The sequence below is a fragment of the Paenibacillus sp. FSL R10-2748 genome (genome assembly GCF_038005565.1).
In the GTDB taxonomy this organism is placed as follows: domain Bacteria; phylum Bacillota; class Bacilli; order Paenibacillales; family Paenibacillaceae; genus Paenibacillus; species Paenibacillus polymyxa_B.
Genome location: NZ_JBBOTK010000001.1, coordinates 1,126,996 through 1,152,802, shown reverse-complemented (window position 1 = coordinate 1,152,802; position 25,807 = coordinate 1,126,996). Strand labels below are relative to the sequence as shown.

Genomic DNA, 25,807 nt, shown 5'->3' with positions numbered 1-25,807 from the left:
GGGAGTACGATGATGACAAAAACAGGATTCAATCTGGCGGCTCTTCAATTCAATGAACAGGATTTTCAGGACGCGGGTCCGATCGCGGTTAATGAGCTGCGAGATTCGGATATTGCAGTCATCGGGATTAGCTGTAAAATTGCCGAAAGTGAAAATGCAGCTCAGTTTTGGGATCTTCTGCGGGCGGGGCAGGACGCCATACGCCCTTTTCCTGCCCGACGAAAAAGGGAGCTGGAGAGCCTCTTCCAAGCCGGGCTGTTGAATGAACAAACGGCATTAAATGAAGGTGGATTTCTAGAAGAAATTGATAAGTTCGACTATCCCTTTTTTCAACTTTCTCCGGCTGAAGCGCGATTGATGGACCCAAACCAGCGACTGTTTTTGGAGTCTGCCTGGGCGGCAGTTGAAGATGCGGGGTACGGTGGTAAAAAGCTTTCCGGTAGTCGGACAGGAGTCTATGTCGGCTACAGCAGTGATTTTGGTGAGGAGTACAAGCGGTTTATAGCAGAAATGGCTCCTTCATCAGCTTCTTCGGCGATTCCAGGTAATATCCATTCCATGATTGCCAGTCGGATCGCCTATCTGCTGGATTTAAAAGGGCCCAGTCTGTTGGTGGATACCGCATGTTCTTCATCTTTGGTGGCCATTCACCTGGCCTGCCGGGATTTGCGGCACGGCGATTGCGATACGGCGATTGCCGGCGGGGTAAAGGTCACACTTGTACCTATAAAAGAGGGAAAGGGCGGGGGGCTGGGTGTAGGCTCCTCGGATGACCGGACGAGAACGTTCGATAGCGTTTCAGATGGCACAGGTGGAGGAGAAGGTGTAGCCGCTGTTCTGCTCAAACCCTTGAAGCGGGCCATTCAGGATCAGGACCATATTTATGCTGTCATTAAAGGCAGTGCTGTGAACAATGACGGGACTTCAGCCGGGATTACGGCTCCCAATTCGCTGGCAGGAGAGGATGTCATTGTACGGGCCTGGAAGGATGCTGGGATTGACCCAGATACCATTACATATATTGAAGCTCATGGGACAGGCACCAAGCTGGGCGATCCAGTGGAGATTGATGGTATACGGAGAGCCTTTCGGCAGTATACCGACCGGAATCAATTTTGTGCCATAGGCTCGGTCAAAACCAATGTAGGTCACCTGGATAACAGTGCGGGAATCACGGGCTTTTTAAAGGCAGTGCTCGCTTTGGAGCATGCAGAAATTCCGGCGAGCCTACATTTTACCTGCCCAAACCCGGATATTAGCTTTATTGATTCGCCTGTATATGTGAATGACAAGCTGCAGCCTTGGCCCAAGGAGGATTTTCCGCGACGCTGCGGAGTCAGTTCCTTCGGGCTCAGCGGTACGAACTGCCATGTCGTTCTGGAAGAGGCCCCGGTGTGGGCTGAAATGCAGGATGGTGGCCAGTTGGAGCAGGAAACACCGGAAACGGTTCAGCTTTTTACGTTATCTGCTAAAAATGAAACAGTGCTTGCAGCCTATGTGAAGCAATATCAGCAATATGTCATGGAACCCAAAACCTATCCGTTACGCGATCTTTGTTATACCGCCAATACCGGACGAGGGCAGTATGGCTTTCGTCTAGCGATTTTGTGCCGGGATTGGGATGATCTAGGAGCAAAGCTGACTCAAATTCAGACCTCAGGCTTCAGCGGACAAGCGAAACAAGAAGAGTTCATACCGGGTGTGTATTTTGGACGTCATAAGGTTGTATCTGCACAGAAGGAAAAAGAAGCAGGGGAGCTTACGCTGGAGGAATCCAGAAGACTGACAGCATCAGCCAAAGAGAAACTGACCCAGTCTTCATTCGAGTTCGATACGCTGGATTCCCTGTGCCGTATGTATGTTGAGGGAGCAGATGTGGAATGGGAGAGCTTGTATGAAGGCAAAGCGTGCCGCAGACGAAGCCTTCCCACCTATCCTTTTGAGCCTAAGCGATGCTGGGTGGAGGTAGAGGAGAAGGCAGTCGTTTCTCAGGCTTCCCATGTTCGAAAATTCACAGAGATGGAAACAACACATCCGCTTTTGGACTATTGTTTGGCAGAAACCGAGGATCAGGATATTTACCTGACCCGTTTCTCTGTTGGGCGTCATTGGGTACTAAGCGAGCATAAGATTATGGAAAACTGTATTGTACCAGGAACCACTTATCTGGAAATGGTTAGGGCAGGATTGGAAAAATACAAGCGTCCAGGCAAGGTGCTGGAGCTATATGATATCCAGTTTATTTCTCCGCTCATCGTGGATGCAGAGGAAGAAAGAGAAGTACACACCGTTTTGCAACGGGAGGGTGAGACGTTTTCGTTTAAGGTATTAAGCCGGACGGGACCCTCAGTTCAGCCGTGGGAGCAGAATTGGGTAAGGCATGCACAGGGGCGCGCCGTATTTGTAAAGGCAGCCCATCCTGTTATGAGTCTGGGCGATATTCGGACTGAGTGCAACGATCAGGAAGTAGTAGTCGGTGAGAATCATGCCGAAGCTGCTCCTGCATTTTCATTCGGGCCGCGGTGGGAGACGCTACGGACGATTGCGATTGGAACAGATCAAGTGCTGGCTAAGCTGGAGTTGCCTGCAGCCTATCATATGGATGTAAGCCAATATGTGCTTCATCCCGCTTTATTGGATGTGGCCGTCGGGGTAGCAAGCCAGAGTTTGGGAAATGGCCTGTTCCTGCCATTTTCATATCACAAGCTGCGCATTTACGACTCCCTCCCACGGCTTTGTTACAGCTATCTGCGCAAAAAAAACAAGGTCAGGGAAAGTGGAGAAATTTTAACGGTAGATGTGCTCATTCTGGGTGCCGAAGGTCAGGTACTGGTAGAAATTGAAGATTATGCAGTCAAACGTGTACACGAGGCGGATCTTAAACGAACCCGCTATACAGAACATCATAAATATCATCAGATTGTATGGAAAAAGCAAGAACAAGCACCCTCCGAGTATGAAGAAGATACAGTAACCCGGACCGCAAATGATTCAGTGTTATCCACACCGCTGGAAACGATTTTATTATTCACTGATAACCGTCCGATCGGTGTAACGCTACGTGGATTGTTAGCGCACGAAGGGTATGATGTGGTTGAAGTGAAGCGAGGAGTCACCTTTACTAAAATGTCAGACCATGCTTACTTCTCTACGGGTTCCGAGGAAGATCATAGACGCTTGTTGACAGAGATGCGATGTCAGAATGCTAAGAAACTGATATACCTCTGGAACGGGCAGTCTATGGTTCAGCTATTTTATCTGGCTAAGGCAATCGCAGAGACCAAGTCAGCTGTTAAGGAACTGACGGTGATCGCTGAGCAGGCTTATAAAGTGAATGAATTGGAAAATGAATTAAAACCAGAACATGCGGGCTTGTTTGGGCTGGCCCGGGTCATCGGTCAGGAATACCCTGATCTGAGCTGCCGTTGCCTCGATATAGATACAAGCACCCAGCCTTCAGAACTCATTCATTCCCTACGGCACGATGATGATACATTTCTGGTCGCTTGGCGTAACGGCGAACGTTATGTAGAGCAGATTGAACCTGTGGATCTGACGGAAAGCGAAGTTGACCCGATTACGATCAGACCGCAGGGAACCTATGTCATAACTGGGGGTACTGGCGGGCTGGGATTGGCAATCGGTAAATGGCTTGCTTCTAAAGGTCAGGTCACACTGGGATTGATAGGTCGCAAGCCTTTGCCACCCAAGGAGCAATGGGAGGCCATTGCAAACGCCGATTCCAACGGGAGCCCAAAAAACATAAGACAGAACTCAAATCCAGACATGAATACAAGGATGCTGAATACGGTTACCGCCTTGCTGGAATTGGAGCAGCAGGGAGCGCAGGTAGAATATTATGCTGTCGATGTAGCTGACGAGACCGCTATGAAGCAAGCCTTGAATGAACTTCGCCACAAGTATGGGTCTATTCACGGTATCATCCATGCTGCGGGTGTGGCTGGAGACGGTTTTATGGCTCTCAAGAGCCAGGACCGCTTTACCGAGGTACTGGCTCCGAAGGTAACAGGCACACATGTGCTTGACCGAATCACCACTGCGGATACACTGGACTTTTTTATTCTTTTTTCATCTGTGACTTCACTGATGGGTGGACCAGGCCAAAGCGACTACACGGCAGCCAACGCCTATCTGGATGCCTTTGCCGAGTGGCGGAATCACTCCGGCCGACGTACGCTTGCCATCAACTGGGCTCCTTGGCAGGAAGTTGGGATGGCTTTTGAGCATGAGGTTGATTTCCAAGAGAGCTTATTTCAGGCTCTGTCCACACAAGAGGGACTGGCCGCTCTTGAACAATTATTGCTTCATCCCGTTCCGCGTGTCATTGTGGGTGGCTTGAATTACGCTCAGGTGGCCGCGCTGGATTCCGCTGCCATTCCTTTCGGATTTTCTCATGAAATGCGGGCTATTCTGGACCGTCATCGTCGGCTTCTGCATGACCATGCGGTCACGTCATCTGCTGCCGTGCGCCGTCCTGTGCAGTTGCGTGGTCGGGCAACAGAACAATATAGCTCATCTGAAAAGGTGATCGCAAGCATATGGGCGGAAGTGCTGGGGCTTGATGAGCTGAACATCTATGACAGTTTTTATGAGCTGGGAGGAGACTCCCTGATTGCTAGTAAAATGGTGGGGCAGATGAATCAAAGCTTGTCCAAAAAAGTGGATATGAGCGATATCTTCAACTATATGACGGTCAGCGAATTAGCCCTGTATACGGATGGAGAAGCGAAGCAACCTCTTCTGACGGAAACGGAGCTGCCTGCACCCCAATCAGCTGACAAAAATCTGATCATTCATCCGGTGGAACAACGTGAGGTGTACCCAGCTTCCTCGACGCAGCGTCGATTTTATATGATGCGTCAAATGGCAGGATATAGCACCTTGAACAATCTATGCAGTGCGATGACCATCACTGGTAATCTGGATCATCATCGGTTGGAGAGAGCCATATATGCGGTAATTCGTCGTCATAGCTCGCTGCGCACCGCTTTTGAGTTGCGGGATAACGAACTGGTACAGAGAGTGTACCCGGAGGTAGATTTTTCGCTGGAATATAGCGAAGGGGACGGGCGCGAACTCGAAGCGTATGTGGATGAATTTATCCGTCCTTTTGACCTGAATCGTGCGCCGCTGTTAAAGGCGAAGCTGATCCGGCTGAAGGACGATTCCCACCTCTTTCTGTGCGATGTTGACCATATTGCAGCCGATGGAGCCTCGATTGGTATTTTATTAAGTGAAATGATACAGGGCTATTCTGGACAGGATCTACCGCAACTGCCTATGCAATATACCGATTTTACATTGTGGCAAAATCAGCGTCTGGACAGTGCCGAAATGAAAAAGCAGGAGGCATACTGGCTGGACGTATTTAAGGGGACGCTGCCTGTACTTGATTTGCCTACAGATGAGCCGCGGGCAGCGCAAATGAGCAATGCCGGGGATGTCTATACATTTGATCTGAGTGAGGAATTAACAGCTTTGGCTAAAAAAACAGCGGTACAGCATGGGGTTACGCTCTTTATGCTTCTGTACGCTGTCTATAGCACTTTATTGGCCAAATATGCGAATCAGGAAGAGATCATTATTGGCATTCCAAGCGCAGGTCGCCAGTCGGAAGAGGTCCAGCACATGATTGGGCTGTTCATCAATACGCTGGCCCTACGAACTGCGCCAGCTGAAGATAAGCCTTTCGCAGCATATTTGCAGGAGGTTAAGAAGCACGCGCTTGAAGCCTATAAGCATGAGGATTATCCCTTTGAAATGCTGCTGAATCAGCTTGACGTACCGAGAGACCGGAGCCGGAACCCACTTTTTGATGTTCAGTTTATTTCCCAGAACTTTCGGGGGGAGCCGATGAGCATCAACGGGCTTCGCTTTACTCCGTTGGAAGCTAAGATGGAGGCTGTCCAAGTCGATCTGACAGTCATATGGGTTGAAAATGAAGGCAAGCTGCGTTTTCACTTTGAGTATGCGACCCAACTGTTCAAGGGAGAGACCATACGTCGGCTTGCGAGCTATTACAAGAATCTTTTACAAGAAGTTTGTGCTGATGCTTCGCGGCCGATTGGCCTCATTTCCATGAATCAGGCGGAAGAACAGCAGCGAACCCTGTACGAGTGGAATGAAACCCGGGTGAATTACCCACAGGAAAAGCTGGTTCACCAGTGGTTTGAAGAACAGGCAGAACAGCATCCTGAGCGGATTGCTGCCGTCTACGGAGAGCATTCGCTGACTTACAGCCAATTGAATATCAGAGCTAATCAGCTTGCCCGGCACTTGCTAACTTATCATTTGGTACCGGACCAAGCTGTCGGCATCCTGGTTCCTCGTTCGCTGGATATGCTGACCAGCATGCTTGCCGTACTCAAAGTAGGAGCAGCCTATGTCCCTATGGACCCGGAACATCCGACGGAGCGGGTGGCCTACATGCTGGAGGACAGCGGCGTGTCTCTGCTCCTAACTTCTACGGGTACCGTCAGCATCGACACGCTGCGCTTTACAGGATCTGTCATGGATGTAAGTGATCCGGCCTTGTACAGCGGAGATGCTGATAATGTAGCTCTTGCACTTGCGGGCAAGGAGCCTCTGGCACCTCACCATTTGGCTTATATTTTGTACACGTCAGGATCATCCGGTAAGCCCAAAGGAGTCATGGTTGAGCATAGAAATGTAACGAATTACATCACGGCTTTCCAGCATGAATTCCACTTAACGGCTGAGGACGTAGTGCTCCAGCAGGCAGCCATTACCTTTGATGCATCCGTGGAGGAAATATACCCTACATTGGCAGCAGGGGGAACGCTGGCTATGGTTTCACGGGATGAACTGAAGGACATCCAATTGCTGAACCAATTCATTCGCCAGCAGCAAGTGACCGTGGTCAGCGCCTCGCCGTTTATTTTAAATGAGCTAAATCAACTGCCCCCTTTCCCTCATATTCGCACTTATATTAGCGGGGGGGATGTGCTGAAAAGTGAATATGTCACCCAGTTGTTGCGCTCGGCAAAGGTCTACAATACGTACGGACCAACAGAAGCGACCGTCTGTGCTACCTATTATTGTGTGCCGGATATTCCAGCTGTCCATCCATTGCCTGTCGGACGGCCTGTAGCCAATGCTGAGGTATACATCATGAATCGCAGGGGTACGGATGTTATGCCTATCGGGGTACCCGGTGAAATATCCATTTCAGGCTGGGGGGTTGCACGCGGCTATATGAACCGCCCCGAACTGACGCAGCAGCAGTTTGTAGCAAATCCGTGGATACCGGGCGAGCGGATGTACAAAACGGGTGATCTGGGCAGATATCTTGAAGATGGGCAAATTCAATTTTTAGGAAGAGTCGATCAGCAGGTTAAAGTGCGGGGTTACCGCATTGAGCCGGGCGAGGTTGAAAAATCGTTGCTCCAGCACCCGCGTATACAGGATGGAGTGGTGTTGGTTCAGGAAGTCCAGCCTGGTATGCATGAGCTATGCGCCTATATCGTTACAGATCAGGAATTGTCGGTGGCAGAACTGAAGACCCATCTGTCGGTAACCTTGCCTGAATATATGATTCCGTCTTACTTTGTTCGAGTCGATGAGATCCCGTTAACACATCACGGAAAAATCGACCGTCATGCTTTACCGCAGGTTAATGAAAGTATCAAGGTCGGTACGGCCTATGTACATCCAGCTTCACCCCTGGAAGAGCGCTTGGTTGAGCTTTGGTCGGAAATCCTGCACCGGGAGCAGATTGGCACACAGGATGACTTCTTCCTGCTGGGCGGGCAATCCTTGCTGGCAACCAAGCTGGTCTACCTTATTAACAAGGAATGGAATGTAAATCTGACACTGCGTGATTTCTTCCGGGCAGGTACGGTTCAAGGATTAGCAGCATGGATAGAAGAAATTCAATCGGGCCGTGAACGTGGAATATTAGTGGAACAGGACGGATTAATCAAGCCCTTTAATCTCCGGCAAAAGCCATTGTTCCGGATTCAGGTTATTCATCAGCCTGCCAACCGTCATTTGCTGTTCATTGATATGCATCATATTATTACGGACGGTCTTTCCCAGGAGATAATCGTCGAGGAATTTGCTCGTTTATACGGGGGCATGAGCTTACCGGAATTGACGATCCAGTATAAAGACTATGCCGTGTGGCAGCGTGAGTTTTTGAACAGTGTGGAATTCCGTCAGCAGGAGCAGTTTTGGCTGGAGCTTTTTCAAGGGGAAATTACAGAGCTGGAATTGCCTACGGATTTTTCACGCCCCGATGTGAGAAGAGGTGAAGGGCAAGCCATTCATTTTGAGCTGGATCAGGAATGGACGTGGAAGTTAAAACGCTTTGCCCTGCAACAAAATGTCACGGTATTTATGGTTCTATTGGCGGCCTATAACCTATTGCTGGCCAAAGCCAGTGGACAGGAAGATATTATCGTTGGCATTCCGGTATCCGGCAGAACTCATGCGAGCCTGAGTCCTCTTGTCGGCATGTTCGTCAATACGTTGGCCCTTCGCAACACACCGGAGAAGGACATGACTGTACACGAATTTTTAATGCAGGTAAAGGAGCGTTCTCTTCAGGCTTTTGAGCATCAGGACTATCCGTTTGAGCAACTGGTTGAGAAGTTGAATTTGGCTGGCAAAACAAGTCGCAATCCGCTGTTCGATACCATGTTTGCATTATTGAACGAGTCTTCCCGTACCATCGTAGAATTACCCGGTCTGAAACTGACTCCATGTGATGAAGCGGAGTATACAGGAGCACAATTCGATTTAACATTTACTGCAGCCATGACCGACGAGCATATCGAATGTATCCTTCAATACGATGTAGATCTCTTTACCGGGGAGACGGTGGAACGCTTGAGCCGGGAATTCCTTCAAATCTTACACACTGTCCTTGTCAATCCACAGCAAAAGATTGGAGAGCTTCGGATAGAAAAGGTGGCAGTTGACCCGAATCAGCGGGACAGAGAGGAAATACTTGAGTCAGCAAGCGTCCACAAGGAAGAGGACTGGGTGAGTGAGCTTGCCATAGCGGCTTCGGAATCGGTGAGCGAGGCGGAATGGAAGACACTTGTCCATGATTTCAATCAGACAGACATGGGTCCGGGGTCCGTAAAGCTGTTACATCAATATTTCGAGGGTCAAGCAAGCCGAAACCCTGAGCATATCGCTCTCATTTCCGGTCAACAGGAGATCAGCTACGGGGAATTGAATCGACGGGCGAATCTGGTCGCACATAGCCTACTGGACTCCGGTACCCGGCCAGAGCAAGTAGTAGCTATTGTTATGGAGCGCTCACCGGAAATGATTGTTGCTTTATTGGGCGTGTTAAAAGCAGGGGCGGCATACCTCCCCATTCATCCAGCCGATCCAAAGGAACGGATTCGCTACATCCTGGCAGACGCTGGGGCTGAATGGATTCTGACCCATCAGCAGTGCCATGCCAGCTGGATGGATGAAGAAATCCAGCAGATCATCGACGTTGACTTACTGTGTCAGGATCAGCAAGAACGAGGTAATCCAGAGCTTGTCATCCAGCCTGATCATCTGGCTTATGTCATCTTCACCTCCGGCTCAACCGGGCAGCCCAAAGGGGTGATGGTGGAGCATCACGCCTTTAGTGCGCGAGTGGTATGGCTGGCACAACAGCTTGGTTTAAGGGAGCAGGACACGGTGCTGCAAAAAGCATCCTATACCTTTGATGGTTCCATCGTCGAGCTTTTCAGCTGGTTCATGGGCGGAGGAAGATTGGTGTTATTGGAGGCAGGTGCAGAAACGGATACCCGTCAAATGCTGGATACCATTCACAGGCATCAGGTTACAGTGGCTTTCTTCATTCCTACCGTGCTGCAAATGTTTTTGTCAGAGCTTTCAGTCGAGGATACAATCCAAGCAGCCACTTTGCGTTGGGTCATGTCGGGTGGCGAACAGATAGGCCAGGAGCAGGTGCGAAGTTTTAATCTGAAGTTCCCGGAAGCGAGATTACTTAATCTGTATGGGCCTACGGAAGCCAGTGTGTTTGCAACAGCCTATACGTGTACGTCTGTATCTTCCGAAGGTCCGATTCCGATCGGACGGCCTGTGGGCAACACCCGGGCGTATATTTTAAATCAGGAGCTGGCGTTGGTTAGTTTGGGGCAGGTAGGAGAGCTTTGTCTGGGAGGGTGCCATCTGGCACGTGGGTATGTACATCTGGATGGACTTACGGCAGAGCGTTTTATCCCCAATCCTTTTGTACCAGGTGAGCGAATCTATCGGACAGGCGATCTTGCCCGGATGCTGCCTAGCGGCGAGATTGTTTACTTGGGACGATCGGATCAAATGGTGAAAATCGGAGGCTACCGGATTGAGACAGGTGAAATTGAAACAGCCCTCTTGCAAAATAACGACATTCAGCAGGCGGCTGTACTTGATTTGACAGATGAGCAGGGCAACAAGTATTTGTGTGCTTATCTGGTTGTGCAAACCGACTGTACAGTTCGAGAACTGCGGGCATTTTTGCTGGAACGATTACCGGAATATATGATTCCTTTACGTTTTGTGAAGGTGGAGACGATGCCTCTAGGTTCAAGCGGAAAGCTGGACCGTAAGGCGTTAAATACCTTGGGGGTAGAGTTGCCTTCCGGCAAAGAACATACACCGCCCCGCAACGAAATGGAACAGCAACTGCTCCTGTTGTGGGCGGACATTTTCAAAACAGGCGCAGTAGGTATAGATGATCATTTCTTTGAATTTGGCGGAGATTCGTTGCTCGCTTACCAGTTCATTTTGCGTGTGCGTCAAATGTTGGCCATCGAGATTACTTTAAAGGAACTTTTTGCAGCTCCGACTATTCGACAACTTTCAGATCACATAAGCTCCAGAAGAGTTGAGTGTCATCACGAGGATGAAGCGACAGTCCGTTCCTTGATCCCTGCTGCGACTCCAAGCGCCCATTATCCGGCCTCGTCTGCTCAAATGCGTCTTTTTATGATGCACGAGCTGAATCCAGAGGATCTAAGCTATAATCTACCGGGCGCCATGATGCTGGAAGGAGAACTGGACCTGGCCAGACTTGAGGGAGCCTTCCAAGCGCTTATTCAGCGTCACGACGCTTTTAGGACCACATTTGATGTGATCAACGGCGAGATTGTTCAGCTTATTCATGAATCTGTTCCGTTTGCCATTGAGTTTTTCAGAACAGAGGAAACCGAGATTAGCAACATACTTCGGGGCGATGGAAAGCTTATGAGAGAAGTCATCCCAGTTCAGCAGCATGCACTGTCATCAGTAAAAGTAGAGAAAAAAGAACGCCGACGGAGGGAGATTTAGCATCATGCATTATGAAGGATATGAAACATCTTCGGCGCAAAAACGGCTATATCTGATTCATGATCTTCTCGGACCTAACATCATCTATAATATGCCCAGCATTCGAATCATCAAAGGAGCGCTGGAGCCAGAGCGGCTGTACAGAGCATGGTGTAGGCTGACAGAACGTCATGAGGGCTTGCGAACGTCCTTTATTCAAAAGGACGGCGAGGTTTTACAACTCGTCCATGAATCCATCGATGTATCGATTCCCTATAGAGAACGTTCGGATCAGAGTACGGATAAGCTTGTTAACGAGTTTATCCGTCCGTTCAATCTGAACGAGGCCCCTCTATGGCGGGCTGAGCTTGTACCTTTGGTTGATGGGGAGATTCTGTTCCTGTTTGATATCCACCATATCATCGCGGATGCGGTAACCATCAACATTATATTTGAAGAGCTGATGGCTCTATATCAGGGACAGGAGCTTGCTCCATTAGAGTTTCAGTATGTCGATTATACGATCTGGCAAAACGATCAATTAAGCGATATTCATATTCAGAAACAGGGTGAATTTTGGCTGAACCAATTTACAGAGGATGTTCCTCTGCTGTCGTTGCCTACGGATGAAAAAGGCTTAAGGTCTGATTACAGCGGTGGGATCGTATCGTACTCGATTGAAGCTAACACGGCTCACTCCTTGCGTGCATTATGCTTGCAGCACAATGTTACGTTGTATATGGTTCTACTCGCCGCGTACAGCATCCTTCTGTCCAAATATGCCGGACAGGAGGATCTGGTCATCGGAACACCTGTCGCCGGAAGGACTCATTCCGAGTTTGAAGGGATTGTGGGCATGTTCGTGAACACGCTCGCCTTGCGTCAGAAACCGCAGAGAACCAAGCGGTTCTCTGATTTTCTGGAAGAAGTGGCAGACCGAACTTTTGCTGCGTTTGAGCATCAGGACTACCCCTTTGATATGCTGGTGGAGCAGGTCAATCCTGAACGAATCAGTGGTCGTAATCCCTTATTTGATGCTTGCTTTGTATTGGAAAATGTACCGCAGCCTGTCGTGCAGGCAACAGAGGTCACGTTTTCTCCTTATACTTTTGAACATAAAATCGCTAAATTTGATATCACCTTGTATGCATACGAAATGCAGGAGGGTATCGGGCTGGAACTGGAATATCGCAAAGCGTTGTTTACGGAGGAAAGCGCCCGCCGGATGCTACGACATTTTGCCAGAATTGTCGAAATCATTGGCGAACAACCCGATATTCGGATCGAAGACATTGATATGGTTACAGAAGAAGAGCGCACCGTTTTACTTCATACTTTTAATCAGACCCACAGCAAAAATGCATACGAAAAAAATTCGCATGGGGTAACCATCCATCGACTGTTCGAACAGCAAGTGATACGGACGCCTGACCATCCAGCCGTGAGGTGGAAAGAAAAGCAACTAACGTATGATGAATTAAATGAACGTGCCAATCAATTGGCGCGGGTTTTACGGCAAAAGGGAGTTCAGGCAGAAGATGTCGTCGGTATTTTAGCTACGCCTGCGTTGGAGATGATTGTTGGTATTTTAGCTATTTTGAAGGCCGGGGCCGCTTATTTACCGATTGATCCGCTCTACCCAGATGAACGGATTCAATATCTATTACAGGATAGTCAGGCGAAAATATGCCTTCTACCGACTGCCAGCACCAGACGCTTTCCTGGGGTGGACATGTTACTGCTCACAGACCATAGTCTCTATACGGGAGAACCCCGTAATCTGGAGGACAGCAATCAGGCGCACAATGTGATGTACATTATTTATACTTCAGGGTCTACAGGACAACCAAAGGGTGTAATGATTGAGCATCAATCCTTTGCTCGCCTAGTGTTAGAGCCAGGGCCTTTGGCTATTACGCAAGAGGATCGAATATTGCAGACGTGTTCCCTGGCCTTTGATGTGTCGGTTTTTGAACTGTGGGGAACACTGCTGAGCGGGGCAACCTTGTATCTCATTGAAAAAGAAGAGCTTTTATCTGCCGACATACTCGGCAAGAGGATGGCACAGTATGGAATCACGATGGCATGGTTCACGGCTCCTTTGCTAAATCAGCTGATTGATGAGAAACCTTCCATCTTTACTGGACTTCGATTGATCATGACCGGGGGAGACGCCTTGTCTCCGCAGCATATGAAGCTCCTTCGCGCCGCCCAGCCGGATTTAACGATTGTCAATGCCTACGGTCCTTCGGAGAATACTATTTTTACGTCGTTCCATACGATTCAGGAGGACTATGACCATAACGTGCCGATTGGCAAGCCTGTCGCCAATACACAGGTCTATATCCTGAGCGCGTCCAATCAACTTCAGCCCATTGGAGTACCGGGTGAGCTGTGCATTGGAGGTGAAGGATTGGCGCGTGGCTATTTGGCTCGGGAGGAATTAACGGCAGCCAAATTTGTTTCTCATCCCTGGCTCCCAGAAGAGCGTATGTACCGTTCTGGAGATTGTGCCCGATGGGTGGCTGACGGAACGCTTGAATTTTTGGGTCGCATGGATCACCAGGTCAAAATTCGGGGCTTTCGTATTGAAACCGGCGAAATTGAGGCTCGGCTTGCACATATAGAGGGGATTCAGGAAGCAGTCGTGCTTGTTCGTCAGCACAGCGACGGGATCAAATACCTCTGTGCTTACTTTGTTTCCGACGTAGAAATGTCACAGGCAGAAGTCCGGCTGGAGCTGGCTACATATTTGCCGGATTATATGATTCCTGCCTGTCTGATCCGACTTCCGCGTTTGCCACTGAATGTGAATGGCAAAATTGATCGGAACGCGTTGCCAGAGCCTGATCTTGAAGCACTGCGGGAAAATGAATATGTCCCTCCTTGCAATGAACTGGAACAGGAGCTGGTTCGCATCTGGTCGATGGTTCTGCCCACGAACCTGCCGACGGATCGCATTGGCGTAACGGACAATTTTTTCACCCTGGGAGGAAGCTCGCTCAAGGCTACCAAGCTGGTTTCGCTAGTTTTGCGTGAGTTAGGGATAGACCTACCGCTCACCAAATTATTTACTTTTCCTACCATCCGCCAACTGGCAAGTGCATTGCAGGGAAAGGAAAGAAGTGTGTTTCCAGCCAGAGCAGACACGCTTGTTCTCTTAAAGCCCGGCACAGCGCAGGATAAGCACCTTTTTTTCATCCATGATGGAAGCTTGGATGTCAGTTGCTACATGGAATTGGTCAACGGACTTACAGCTACTTGGAATTATTGGGGCATAAAAATGGATGCTTCGATTCTTGCTGAAAATAAAACAGCTGGGATGAAGGAAGCGGCACACCGATATGTGAATCAATTGAAAAGCATTCAGGAAACAGGCCCGTATTATGTTGCGGGGTGGAGTATGGGTGGAACGCTTGCTTTCGAAATAACCCGACAATTGGAAGAACAAGAAGAACGTGTCGAACTTTTGGCCATTCTGGACACACTGCCACCTTTGAAGTATGGCAAGGAAGATCACTGGGACCACCATATTCAGGAACTGGAGAGGATGGAAGAAACGTTCGATTTACTGCTTTGGAAGCGAGCATTTCCAGCCAGTGTACTCCCCTTGCTACCGGAATTTAATGAGTTGGGACGGAGTGAATTACTAGAACGCTTTAAAAGTGTGAATCATTGGGTGAAAATGCAGCATGTCTACCAGCCCGATCGAGCTGTAAAGGCCCCTGTATGTTTGTTTATTTCAGAACATACCTGGGAATTAGGATATAAAGGATGGGAATTGTATTGTAAGGGGGAAATGTTCACGCATAAAGTGCCTGGCGATCATTTCTCTATCGTAAAAGGAGCCCAAGCCGTGTCTGTAGGTTTGGTGCTGAATACATTTTTGAGGTAAGATTATGCTCCTGCTTGGAGGTTGAAGACCCCAAGCAGGAGTATTTATTTGATATGATCGTGTAAGTTGGTTTGTAATATTAATTGACATGATGTATAAAAACATATCCTAATGTATGAAAAACCCCCTTGTATGCTTCCAGATTTTATAGTAAAGTATCCAATAATCAACTTTGTTTGAACATAATATTCACTGTTTGTGAGTATATATCACACTTTCACCACGACCTCACATACTCCTCTTTCTATTTATTACATCACATCTATTCATTACCCTACAGCATCTCTTACACCACTAGATTATGAACACTTCTGTCCTACTACACCTATTTGATGAACTCGGAACCTGGGACCACAGCTTGAGGACAAGCTTGTCATGTCAATCCAAAGGAATTGGCATTCATCCGGTATCAACGAATTAACAATATATAAGGTGTGAAAGGGGTTTGCTGCATGAGCAAAAAGTATGCAAAACACAAAATCTGGACCGTTCTGCTGGTGCTTGCGCTAGGAGCTGTTTTGGCGCTTTCCGGTTGTGGGGGATCAGGTGAAGGAGCAAAGCCAGAGGCAGGGAAAACACCAAGCGGAGCAGGAGAGGGCGTGCAGGACACACTCATTTATGGACGCGGCGGAGATTCCGTGGCGCTAGATCCTGCCATTGTGACTGAAAGCGAGTCGCTAAAAATCGGAATGCAAGTGTTCGACACACTGCTGGAATATAAGCAAAACACAACGGAGATCCAACCGGGGCTTGCAGAGAGCTGGGAAGTATCACCAGATGGACTGGTCTATACGTTCAAGCTGCGTCAGGGTGTAAAATTCCATGACGGAAGTGATTTTAACGCAGAAGCGGTTGTGTTTAACTTTGACCGCTGGGCTGATCCGAAAAGTCCATACAAATTTGAAGGTGACTCGTTTGACTATTATGATTCTATGTTCGGTCCTGAAGGAAGTAGGGTGATTAAGGAGGTTAAAGCGGTAGATGCGAACAGCGTCCAGTTTACACTAAACAAGCCGCAGGCGCCGTTTTTACAAAATATCGCTATGCCATCCTTTAGTATTTCAAGTCCCAAGGCTATTCAGGAGAAAAAGGCTGATTTCAAGAGTAATCCGGTCGGCACGGGTCCTTTTGTATTTAAGGAATGGAAACGGAACGATACCATCACGCTGGAGAAGAATCCAAACTATTGGAAAGAGGGGCAGCCGAAGCTGGCTAAGATCATTGTTCGTTCCATACCCGACAATACCGCGAGATTTAATGCTCTGCAAAACGGGGAAATTGACCTGATGGAGGATTTGAACCCGGATGATGCAAAGCAGTTAGACGGTAATAGCGAGTTGGTGAAAATTGAACGTCCCTCCTTTAATGTGGCGTACATTGGCTTTAATTTAAAGAAAAAAACCTTCAATAATCCCAAGGTGCGGCAGGCACTGAATCATGCAGTGAACAAGCAGGCCATTATTGATGCATTGTTTGCAGGGCAGGCTAAGCCTGCGGTCAATCCGATGCCACCTACGTTATGGGGGTACAACGATAGTATTCAGGACTACGCCTATGATCTGGATAAGGCTAAATCTTTGCTAGCGGAAGCGGGCTTTCCTAACGGGCTTCCCGAGCCGTTAACCTTCTATGCAATGCCCGTATCTCGTCCTTATATGCCTGACGGCAAAAAGGTGGCAGAGGCCATTCAAGCCGATTTTGAAAAAATAGGCGTCAAAGTAAACATCCAATCCCCGGAATGGGCTACGTATCTGGATGATGTTAAGGCGGGGGAAAAGGATGATCTGTATATGCTGGGATGGAACGGGGACAATGGTGACCCGGATAATTTTCTTTATACATTGCTGGACAAGGATACGATTCCAGGCAATAACCGCAGTTTTTATGTGAATGAGGAACTTCATAAAATATTGGTGAAGGCTCAGGTTGAGGTCGACCAGAACAAGCGTGGGGAACTGTATAAACAAGCACAAGTGATTATTAAACAGGATGCGCCGTGGATTCCATTGGTTCATAGCACACCGCTGATGGCAGGTAAAGCGAACCTCAAGGGTTTTGTACCTTCTCCGGCAGGTATTGAAGCGTACGGAAATATTTATTTTGAATAGCCCAAACGCAAGCAGGCGGTGAATAGGATATGAACTCATATATTGTAAAAAGACTGGCTATATTGATTCCTGTATTACTGGGCATGACGCTCATCGTTTTTTCCATTATTCATGCCATTCCGGGAGATCCGGCGGAAACCATACTGGGAGATAAGGCTACGGAACAGTCCAAGCAGGCGCTACGTGAGCAATTGGGGCTGGATAAGCCGTGGTTACAGCAATATGGGACCTATTTAGGTGAGCTGGCACAAGGGGACTTGGGCGATTCCATTCGCACCAGGCAGCCGATTGCCCGGGAAATGCTTCCTTATCTGGCGGCTACGCTGGAGTTGACAGTAGCAAGCATGTTTTTTGCTGTAGTAGTCGGAATGAACGCCGGCATCGTGAGTGCCTGGAAGCGAAATTCCTGGTTTGACTATGTCAGTATGGTCATTGCCCTGGTCGGAGTATCGATGCCGATTTTTTGGCTGGGCTTGATGGAGCAATGGATCTTTGCAAATAAACTGCATTGGCTTCCTTCCATCGGACGCATGAATTCTCGTGATCCGGTGGAAGCTGTGACACATTTAGCCGTGATTGATGCGATCATAGGTGGACGTATGGATCAGGTGTGGACCGTCATCAAGCATTTGATCCTGCCCAGTATCGCACTGGGAACGATTCCAATGGCGGTCATTGCGCGCATTACCCGTTCCAGCATGCTGGAGGTTATGGATGCGGACTATATCCGTACAGCTCGGGCGAAGGGGCTGGCATCTTTTCAAGTCGTATACAAACATGCGCTTAAAAATGCTGCGATCCCCGTACTTACTGTCATCGGTCTTCAGACTGGCTCACTACTGGGAGGCGCGGTACTGACAGAAACCATTTTTGCCTGGCCTGGCATCGGACGGTACATTTTTGAAGCGATCAGCTCGCGTGACTATCCGGTTATTCAAAGCGGAATTCTGATCATTGCGTTCCTGTTCGTCATCATTAATCTGATTGTCGATTTGCTGTACGCGGTGCTCGACCGGCGTATCCGTTATCAGTAATCAAGTCGCCAATTGTTCAAGGGGGAGCTTGTCCGATGTCACAATTTTCAATGGAACCCAACAACATACCGACGACACGCAGCACATTGGCTCATTTGCCTGTCGTGACTGGCCCTTGGAGAGACGCATGGAGGGCTTTTCGTCACAATAAAATGGCGTTCGTCGGCCTGAGCATTATTATCTTCTTTGTCATCATTGCTTTGATCGCGCCGTGGATTGCTCCTTTTGACTATAAAGAGCAAAATTTGGTGAGCCGTTTGCAGCCTCCTTCTGCGGAGCATTGGTTCGGTACGGATGATCTCGGTCGAGATTTACTGACTCGCACGCTGTATGGAGCCAGAATCTCGTTGTGGGTCGGTTTCTTGTCTGTTATTGGTTCAATGATTGTAGGAACAGCCTTAGGTTTAATCGCAGGATTTTACGGAAAATGGGCAGATATGGTCATCTCGCGGCTATTCGACATTTTACTGGCATTTCCGGGGATTTTGCTGGCCATTGCCATTGTGGCCATTCTAGGACCTTCATTGGAAAATGCGTTGTATGCCATTGCCATTGTCAATGTGCCAACATATGGACGGTTGGTTCGATCTAAGGTGCTGAGTGTCAAAACGGAGGAGTATATCACTTCTGCCAGAGCGCTTGGAGCCAATAATACACGAATCATCCTCCGTTATATTTTGCCTAACAGCCTGACACCGATCATCGTACAGGGAACGTTGGGGATCGGAACGGCCATTATTGAAGCGGCAGCGCTTGGATTTCTGGGCTTGGGTGCACAACCTCCTGAGCCAGAGTGGGGTAAAATGTTGTCCGATTCGCGGCAATATATCCAGAACGCGCCTTGGACAGTTATTTTTCCGGGGGTATCTATCATGCTGACCGTATTGGGCTTTAACCTAATGGGGGACGGCCTGCGGGATGTGCTTGACCCGAGGGCGAAGCGTTAGAGCAAAAGTGGTGAGGTATATAAAGTTGAGTAAAGGGGTGTTCTCTGGCCTGAATCAAATGGCTGGGGAACACCTTTTTTATATGACATTAAGAGCTTTCCGTAGGATACTCGCTTCGAAAGCACAATCCGACTGCGCAGTGACGCTAAAAGTAACTTTTACAGCTGAAAGTCATGTGAACTTTCCTGAGGCGCGAAAAAAATGTATAATCACTCCAATTGAGTACGTAGGGAGTGGGCTTTATGACATGGCAGGACAAGAGAGAGCATCGGCAATTTGCGGAACAGACACGAAGCGACGCTTCACGGGCCGCATATGAGCGGGACTACTCCCGTTTAATCCATTCACCGACTTTCCGTCGGTTGCAGGGTAAATCACAGGTATTTGGCGCAGGCACGGGCGATTATTACCGCACACGACTGACGCATTCTTTGGAGGTAGCGCAAATTGCACGTGAAGCATCCCGAAGCTTGCTGCGCCGCCATCCCGAAGTAGAGCTGGAACAGGCAGATAACGCAGGACTGATCATTGACCCTGAGGTGGTAGAATGTGCTTCCATTGCACATGACTTTGGGCATCCCCCGTTCGGACACAAGGGAGAAGAGGTGCTGGACGGGATTTTGGATCAACTGATTGAAACAAAGGTAGAAAAGATATCCTCTGCCGGAGGCTTCACACCGGAGTCTAAGCGTGGACAGGAGGCCTATGCGCGTGAGCGACGAATTTATGAGCATTTTGAAGGGAACGCGCACAATTTCCGGCTGATTATGTTTTTGGAGAAGCGTGAGAACGTGGATGGTTTGAATTTGTCGGACGCTGTGTTACTCGGGATCAACAAATACCCGTACCCGGGGATTCTGAACAAAAAAGGGTTGTACCTGCATGAGTGGGAATACATACGTTCCATCCGCGAGGATTGGGGTATCCCTGATGGTAAAAAAACGTTGGAAGCCCAGCTTATGGACCTGTGCGACGATATCGCTTATTCTGCGCATGATCTGGAGGACGGGATTAAGGCTGGGAAAATCGAGGTACATGAGCACTTCTTATATGATCCGTATTTAATTCGTCTGATTACGGAGAAAATCACCACGTTGGAGGATAGCTTCTGGCAAGGCTGGCAACTGGCTCAGATTGAGCAGAAGGTAGCGGCTGTGCTGAGCGAATTTTTGAAGGTGTGGAACGGCAAGATGCCGATGTGTGAACACGATTATTCCCGTACCCGCCGTGAAGTGAAGGCATACTGGGTCAGCCTGTTTGTCAGCAGCTTGGGTGTAATTGAGGATGGAAATTGGAAAAAGGTGACCTTCGTACGGGATGGAAGCGAAGATTTGGATATGCTGCGCACTGTGAGTGTGTTGAAAAGCTTTGCTTGGGTTACGATGATCCGCGATCTGCGCGTACAGCGACTGCAAAAACGGAGTGAGTGGATGCTCAGACGGCTGTGGTTAGCTTTTCTAGACCCGGAAACGTCCAAATCTATTATTCCAAGCGACTGGCTCCAGCGCTATGAGCGCGACCAAGCCAAGGCGAAACCGATCTGGACATGGGAGCATATGGTCATAGACTATATTGCAGGCATGACCGATGCTTTTGCTGAAAAAATCTATAATGAGTTATACGGCCTGAAGGTGGGTTCGATTTATGATCTGGATTGACCTTTAAATTACCCCTATATAGTAGAAGGAACTGGTTTGTAATGGATAGCAGGAGGGAGGAATGTGTCTATGCAATCTCAGTCTTTATCTATAAAAAGGTTGAATCTCGGTGTGCTCGATATGGTGCCGTTGCTGCCCAGTAACCGTCCGGAGCAGGCGGTTCAACGAGCTGGTGAACTAGCAAGACAGGCAGAAGCATGGGGATATACACGCTACTGGACCTCGGAGCACCATGATATGGAGGGGCTGGCTTCCTCCAGCCCGGAAGTGCTGCTGTCTCATATCGGGGCGGTGACGAAGACAATCAAACTGGGTGCGGGTGCTATTTTGCTCCCGCATTATAGTCCAGTCAAGGTCGCGGAATGGTTTCATTTGCTGGCTGCTCTATATCCTGGCAGAGTCGAATTGGGCCTGGGGAGAGCACCTGGTGGTGGACCTCATGCTTCAATGGCACTGAGCGGTAATTTTCTTCAACATGTGACGGAGCTGCCACAGACGATGGAAGCTCTATTGGCTTTGCTGGAAGGTACATACGAATATGAACAGGTGCCTGTGTTTGCCCGGCCGATGCCTGAACAGCCGCCAGCAGTGTGGATGCTGGGTACAAACCGAAAAAGTGCCGAATATGCCGCCCAGTATTCAACAGGCTATGTATTCGGTCAGTTTATGAGTGAACAGCAAACGGAAGAAATGCTAAGCATTTACCGCTCCAGCTTTCAGCCATCCAACCGGATGGACAAGCCACGTACCATGGTTGCTGTAGGAGCAGTATGTGCCTTGACGAATGAACTAGCGCAGCAATGGGCTGGTCAGATTTCATTGGGCGACCCGGCAATGCGAGCCAGCTGGCTGGTGGGAACGCCGTCGGATATTGCCGAACGGTTACGCGGCTTGCAGATTAAATATGATAATGATGAGTTTCTGTTGGTCACACCGATTCCCGATTATGAGCAGCGGCTTCACTCCTACCGTCTAATAGCGGAGGCTGTAAATTCTAGCCTTGATTCCAAATGAAAAGAGATATGACATGAATAAACAGAAAACGAATATCGAAGAAATGAAACCAAGCTACATATATACCTATGCGTGTCATGAAACAGAGCGTGAGTTGTGTTTTTTGGAATTAAAATGCTTGTTCGGTCAGCCGCCCGTGCAGGACTCCATCCTATTGTCCCATCGGCGTCTGGAGCCGGGGACGAGCCCGTTTATTCATCTTAGGCTGGATGTAATGACAGATGCGGGAACGCTGGAAGAGCTATGCGAAGCAGCTTCTATGTTACAACTTGAGGAAGGAAAGACTTTCAAGGTGTTGTGCCTTAAAGAAGGTGACCATGAGGCTGACTATGACGAGCGGCGCGGGATCGAACGCCGAATGGGTGCACGCATTCATGGGCAGGCGCAAATGAAGACACCGGATATCACCCTTGGTGTTATTCGGATAGGAGAACGGTGGCTACTGGGCACGTGTCAGTATAGCGACAGATCGTGGCAGGAGCGTCGTCAGAAGCCGCAAAATTATTCTACTGGACTACCCGTTCTGGTTGCCAGAGCACTTGTGAATTTGGCAGCAACTGATCTAACAGCAGCAAAGGGAGAGTCAGGCTCATTGAAGCTGCTAGACCCGTGTTGTGGTATGGGCAATGTAATGATTGAGGCATTGAGTATGGGAAAGGATATTCGCGGTTGTGATATCAACCCGTTGGCGGTGCGTGGGGCACGAGTGAATTTGCGTCATTTTGGATATGAAGAAGATCTAGTGAAGCTCGGGGATATGAATATGCTCGAAGGCACATACGATGCAGCCATATTGGATATGCCCTATAACCTGTGCTCCGTGCTCCCGGCTGATGAACAAAAGAAGATGCTGCGCAGTCTGAGACGCTTGGCCGCGCGGGCAGTGGTCGTGAGCACGGAGCCGATGGAAACATTGTTATCCGACTCAGATTGGACCCTTACGGAGCAATGCCGCATACATAAGACAGGTATGAGTCGGGAAATTTGGATCTGTAAGTAGTGTGTTAATACTGAGTTTTGTAGTTAACCAAATTCAGCGGCAGTTCCTGATCAGCGGCATAGGCATTCAAATTAGTAAGAAAAATATCTACTGCCCGTTCGGCATATCGGTCCGTATCGCCTGCAATATGCGGTGTGATCAAGACATGGTCCAGACTCCATAGCGGATGTGAAGCAGGTAGCGGTTCTTCCTCGAATACATCCAGTCCGGCAAAGGCAATATGCTTTTGCTCCAAAGAGCGTACAAGCGCATCCGTATGAACGGTGCCACCGCGGCCTACATTAATGAAGAAGGCTCCCTTACGCATAGCTGCAAATGCTTTTTCGTCAAAGAAGTGATGGGTTTCCTTGGTGAATGGTAATATATTTACCACGATATCCGCCGCTCCCAATGCTTCGTGTAGTTGTTCGTTAGTATACATATGCTCTACATGGGGAGCTTCCTTGCCAGAACGACGGACTCCGATCACCCGCATACCAAAGGCTTCTGCAATCCGCGCTGTTTCGCGGCCGATTTCGCCAACGCCTGTAATCAACAGCGTTTTGCCACGTAATTCCGTCAGTTGGCCTTTCGGTGGCTGCCATGTTTTCTGACGTTGCAAGAGAGCTGCTTGCTGTAAATAACGTGTATGCGATAGCAGCATGCCAAAGATCTGCTCTGTAATTGGAATTGCATGCACACCACTCGTATTCGTGAGTAAAATGTTACGCTTTTCCAATTCGGTAAGCGGTAGCTTGTCAATTCCAGCCGACCAGGTTTGTATCCACTTCAGTTTGCTGTCTGGGTGTAACGCCTCTTCGGCAATATGCTTGGACCAGCCTAGAATAACCTCGGCCTCCCGGATTTGTTTAGGCTCCAATTCCTGAGCTTTGCCAATAATCAACTCGTAGCCCGGAGCCGTTGCACGAACTTGTTTTTTTTGCACTTCCGTAAGTTGATGTAAGCTTAAAATGTTTCCCATAGTTCATAGCCTCCTCGATTTGGAGTTTCCAATATATTCTGGCGAACCATCCTTTCAAGAATAACAGATTGCCGAAAAAATTGCATAATTAGGGTAAAAGCGAGCTCGCGGTGTCACTATATATAACAACAAATGGCTTTACCCTGATTAGGGACAATCCAAACAGCTACTCTTTGAGATATCCACCAAGATCTATTAGGAAAGGAGGTATAGATTGATGAAAAATGAATCGCAAAGACTTTTTACAGCTATTGCTCTCCCAAATGAGCATAAGAAGAAATTACATGATTGGGTGGAGCAGGATTTAAAAGACCTGACTTTTCGCAAATGGAGTGATTTTAGAGATTACCACGTGACACTTCAGTTTTTGGGTGATGTGGAGACCTCGGTTATACCGAAACTTGAGCAGGTTTTAGTTCAAGCTGCAGCTGAGCATGGCCCGTTCACACTCGGCATTGGAGAAGCAGGTTTTTTTGGCCGTGAAGAATTTCCGCGTGTACTGTGGAGGGGAGTGACTGGGCAGCGTGAGTCACTGGATCAATTGTACCAGTCCATACTCCAGGCTACGGAACCGCTGGGTTTTAAACCCGAGGAACGACCTTATCGACCTCATATCACCCTAGCACGCTCGTACACAGGAGAACAGCCTATTCCACCGTCTATTTGGCAGTCAAATGACCGATGCAGCGAGCCGTGGGAAGTGGGAGAATTTGTTTTATATGCAACCCGAATGGGTCAAAAACCAATGTACCAAATAATTCAAACATTCCCATTAATGAGGTGAAAGCCTTGATCTATCAGCGAATTTAGTGATATAGTGTTTCAGCGTTATTCAAAAGGCGCATTTTGGGTTACATATCTGAGGAATGTGCTTAAAGTTAACGGGAGGAACATTATGGAAATCGTTAAAGAACATCGTTGGTTTGCACCTCTTTTGAGTGTGCTGCTTGTTTGTATATTGGGGATAGGCCTCTACGCTGAGGTTCAGCAAACACAGAAAAATCATAAAAATACACCTATGCAATCTCTGAGCTGGTCAGGGAACTCTTCGGCTCCTTCATATGGCGACAGGATGGGGACCCATAACGGGTCAAACAGGACAAGCCCCATCTTTGTCGCTGCTCATGGGCAGCCAAGCTGGAAAGAAATCATGCCGACACCGTTACCCGCTTCCCAGATGAAGCAGGCGGAACAAGCTCGGAATAACGTTGCTACAGGCAAGAAAAAGCCTGAGGTCCAGCATAGCAAGTCCGCAATCCTAACCCCTCCTACAACCATCTACTTTACGAAGACAAAAATGCTCACTCAGGATGACAAGGCGTTGTCTACCTGGAGCTATCCTGTCTCCGCTAAAGAACTGCTCCTGCTGCAAAAAATAGTGATGGCAGAAGCAGAAGGCGAACCGTACGAAGGCAAAGTGGCAGTTGCCAACGTTGTCTTAAACCGGCTGCGGTCAGCCCCATTTCCCGATACGATTCAGGCAGTGATTTATCAAAAAGCGCAATTTAGTCCGGTCGCGAACGGGCGTCTTCGTCGTGTTCAGCCCAACCAGGACAGCATCCGTGCGGTTACTGCTGCTTTGAACGGCCATAAAGCCGTGCCTGATAACACCTGTTTTTTCCTGTCGCTTACGTTAGCCCAGGACCTTACGGTTCATCATTCGCGTACCAAGGTGAAAACTATCGGTCATCATACCTTTTATAAATGAGCATTTGGCATAAAACCCCTGAGCGTTTCAAATCAGTAATGTATAGATTGAAACGGTTTAGTTGGCAGCCTTCTACAAATAACAGCCCTTTCTAAACAATAGGGTTCAGCTTTGTGAACGGATTTTGTGGTACAGGTGAAGCCAGTATGCAAAAGAGGTATAATAGGTAAAGGAAAGT

General features: G+C 48.6%; 11 protein-coding genes. 10 read left to right on the top strand and 1 reads right to left on the bottom strand.

Going from position 1 to position 25,807, the window contains the following annotated elements; genetic code table 11:
• The first annotated feature begins 9 nt into the window (after positions 1-9).
• The 8 genes from NSS66_RS05410 to NSS66_RS05375 all read left to right on the top strand — a co-directional run bounded on the left by NSS66_RS05410 (position 10) and on the right by NSS66_RS05375 (position 22,960).
• Positions 10-11,325, top strand: coding sequence for an amino acid adenylation domain-containing protein (locus tag NSS66_RS05410; RefSeq protein ID WP_340958537.1), 11,316 nt, complete (start codon positions 10-12; stop codon positions 11,323-11,325).
• Positions 11,326-11,329: 4 nt separating this feature from the next.
• Positions 11,330-15,199 (top strand): non-ribosomal peptide synthetase, encoded by a 3,870-nt coding sequence (locus tag NSS66_RS05405; RefSeq protein WP_279831910.1) that lies wholly within the window; start codon positions 11,330-11,332, stop codon positions 15,197-15,199.
• 452 nt (positions 15,200-15,651) lie between these two features.
• Positions 15,652-17,307, top strand: a complete 1,656-nt coding sequence (locus NSS66_RS05400; protein ID WP_023987405.1) for an ABC transporter substrate-binding protein — start codon at positions 15,652-15,654, stop codon at positions 17,305-17,307.
• Positions 17,308-17,336: 29 nt separating this feature from the next.
• A complete protein-coding gene (locus NSS66_RS05395) occupies positions 17,337-18,341 on the top strand; it encodes an ABC transporter permease (RefSeq protein WP_023987406.1) in 1,005 nt (334 codons plus the stop codon).
• A gap of 35 nt (positions 18,342-18,376) precedes the next feature.
• Positions 18,377-19,288 (top strand): nickel transporter permease, encoded by a 912-nt coding sequence (nikC, locus tag NSS66_RS05390; RefSeq protein WP_023987407.1) that lies wholly within the window; start codon positions 18,377-18,379, stop codon positions 19,286-19,288.
• A 242-nt stretch (positions 19,289-19,530) separates the two neighbouring features.
• Entirely contained in the window at positions 19,531-20,946 is a 1,416-nt protein-coding gene (locus NSS66_RS05385; protein ID WP_028543119.1) for a deoxyguanosinetriphosphate triphosphohydrolase family protein, read from the top strand.
• Positions 20,947-21,015: 69 nt separating this feature from the next.
• Positions 21,016-21,960: an MsnO8 family LLM class oxidoreductase gene (locus NSS66_RS05380; RefSeq protein ID WP_339202277.1), complete on the top strand. Its 945-nt coding sequence runs from the start codon at positions 21,016-21,018 to the stop codon at positions 21,958-21,960.
• A 13-nt stretch (positions 21,961-21,973) separates the two neighbouring features.
• A complete protein-coding gene (locus tag NSS66_RS05375; protein ID WP_028543117.1) occupies positions 21,974-22,960 on the top strand; it encodes a TRM11 family SAM-dependent methyltransferase in 987 nt (328 codons plus the stop codon).
• Between the two features lie 4 nt (positions 22,961-22,964).
• On the opposite strand, the gene NSS66_RS05370 is transcribed toward NSS66_RS05375, so the two are convergent.
• Positions 22,965-23,921, bottom strand: coding sequence for a D-2-hydroxyacid dehydrogenase (locus NSS66_RS05370; RefSeq protein ID WP_339201621.1), 957 nt, complete (start codon positions 23,919-23,921; stop codon positions 22,965-22,967).
• A 217-nt stretch (positions 23,922-24,138) separates the two neighbouring features.
• Between NSS66_RS05370 and thpR the strand changes: the two genes are divergently transcribed.
• Together thpR and NSS66_RS05360 are read left to right on the top strand one after the other, a co-directional pair.
• The gene (gene thpR / locus NSS66_RS05365) at positions 24,139-24,705 is read left to right on the top strand and encodes an RNA 2',3'-cyclic phosphodiesterase (RefSeq protein ID WP_075153885.1); all 567 of its coding nucleotides are present in this window, start codon (positions 24,139-24,141) and stop codon (positions 24,703-24,705) included.
• A gap of 111 nt (positions 24,706-24,816) precedes the next feature.
• Positions 24,817-25,629, top strand: coding sequence for a cell wall hydrolase (locus NSS66_RS05360; RefSeq protein ID WP_053324848.1), 813 nt, complete (start codon positions 24,817-24,819; stop codon positions 25,627-25,629).
• Positions 25,630-25,807: the final 178 nt, after the last annotated feature.

Coding starts and splice junctions, on each gene's coding strand:
- NSS66_RS05410 (WP_340958537.1), top strand. CDS start 10: ATGATGACAAAAACAGGATTCAATCTGGCGGCTCTTCAATTCAATGAA.
- NSS66_RS05405 (WP_279831910.1), top strand. CDS start 11,330: ATGCATTATGAAGGATATGAAACATCTTCGGCGCAAAAACGGCTATAT.
- NSS66_RS05400 (WP_023987405.1), top strand. CDS start 15,652: ATGAGCAAAAAGTATGCAAAACACAAAATCTGGACCGTTCTGCTGGTG.
- NSS66_RS05395 (WP_023987406.1), top strand. CDS start 17,337: ATGAACTCATATATTGTAAAAAGACTGGCTATATTGATTCCTGTATTA.
- nikC (WP_023987407.1), top strand. CDS start 18,377: ATGTCACAATTTTCAATGGAACCCAACAACATACCGACGACACGCAGC.
- NSS66_RS05385 (WP_028543119.1), top strand. CDS start 19,531: ATGACATGGCAGGACAAGAGAGAGCATCGGCAATTTGCGGAACAGACA.
- NSS66_RS05380 (WP_339202277.1), top strand. CDS start 21,016: ATGCAATCTCAGTCTTTATCTATAAAAAGGTTGAATCTCGGTGTGCTC.
- NSS66_RS05375 (WP_028543117.1), top strand. CDS start 21,974: ATGAATAAACAGAAAACGAATATCGAAGAAATGAAACCAAGCTACATA.
- NSS66_RS05370 (WP_339201621.1), bottom strand. CDS start 23,921: ATGGGAAACATTTTAAGCTTACATCAACTTACGGAAGTGCAAAAAAAA.
- thpR (WP_075153885.1), top strand. CDS start 24,139: ATGAAAAATGAATCGCAAAGACTTTTTACAGCTATTGCTCTCCCAAAT.
- NSS66_RS05360 (WP_053324848.1), top strand. CDS start 24,817: ATGGAAATCGTTAAAGAACATCGTTGGTTTGCACCTCTTTTGAGTGTG.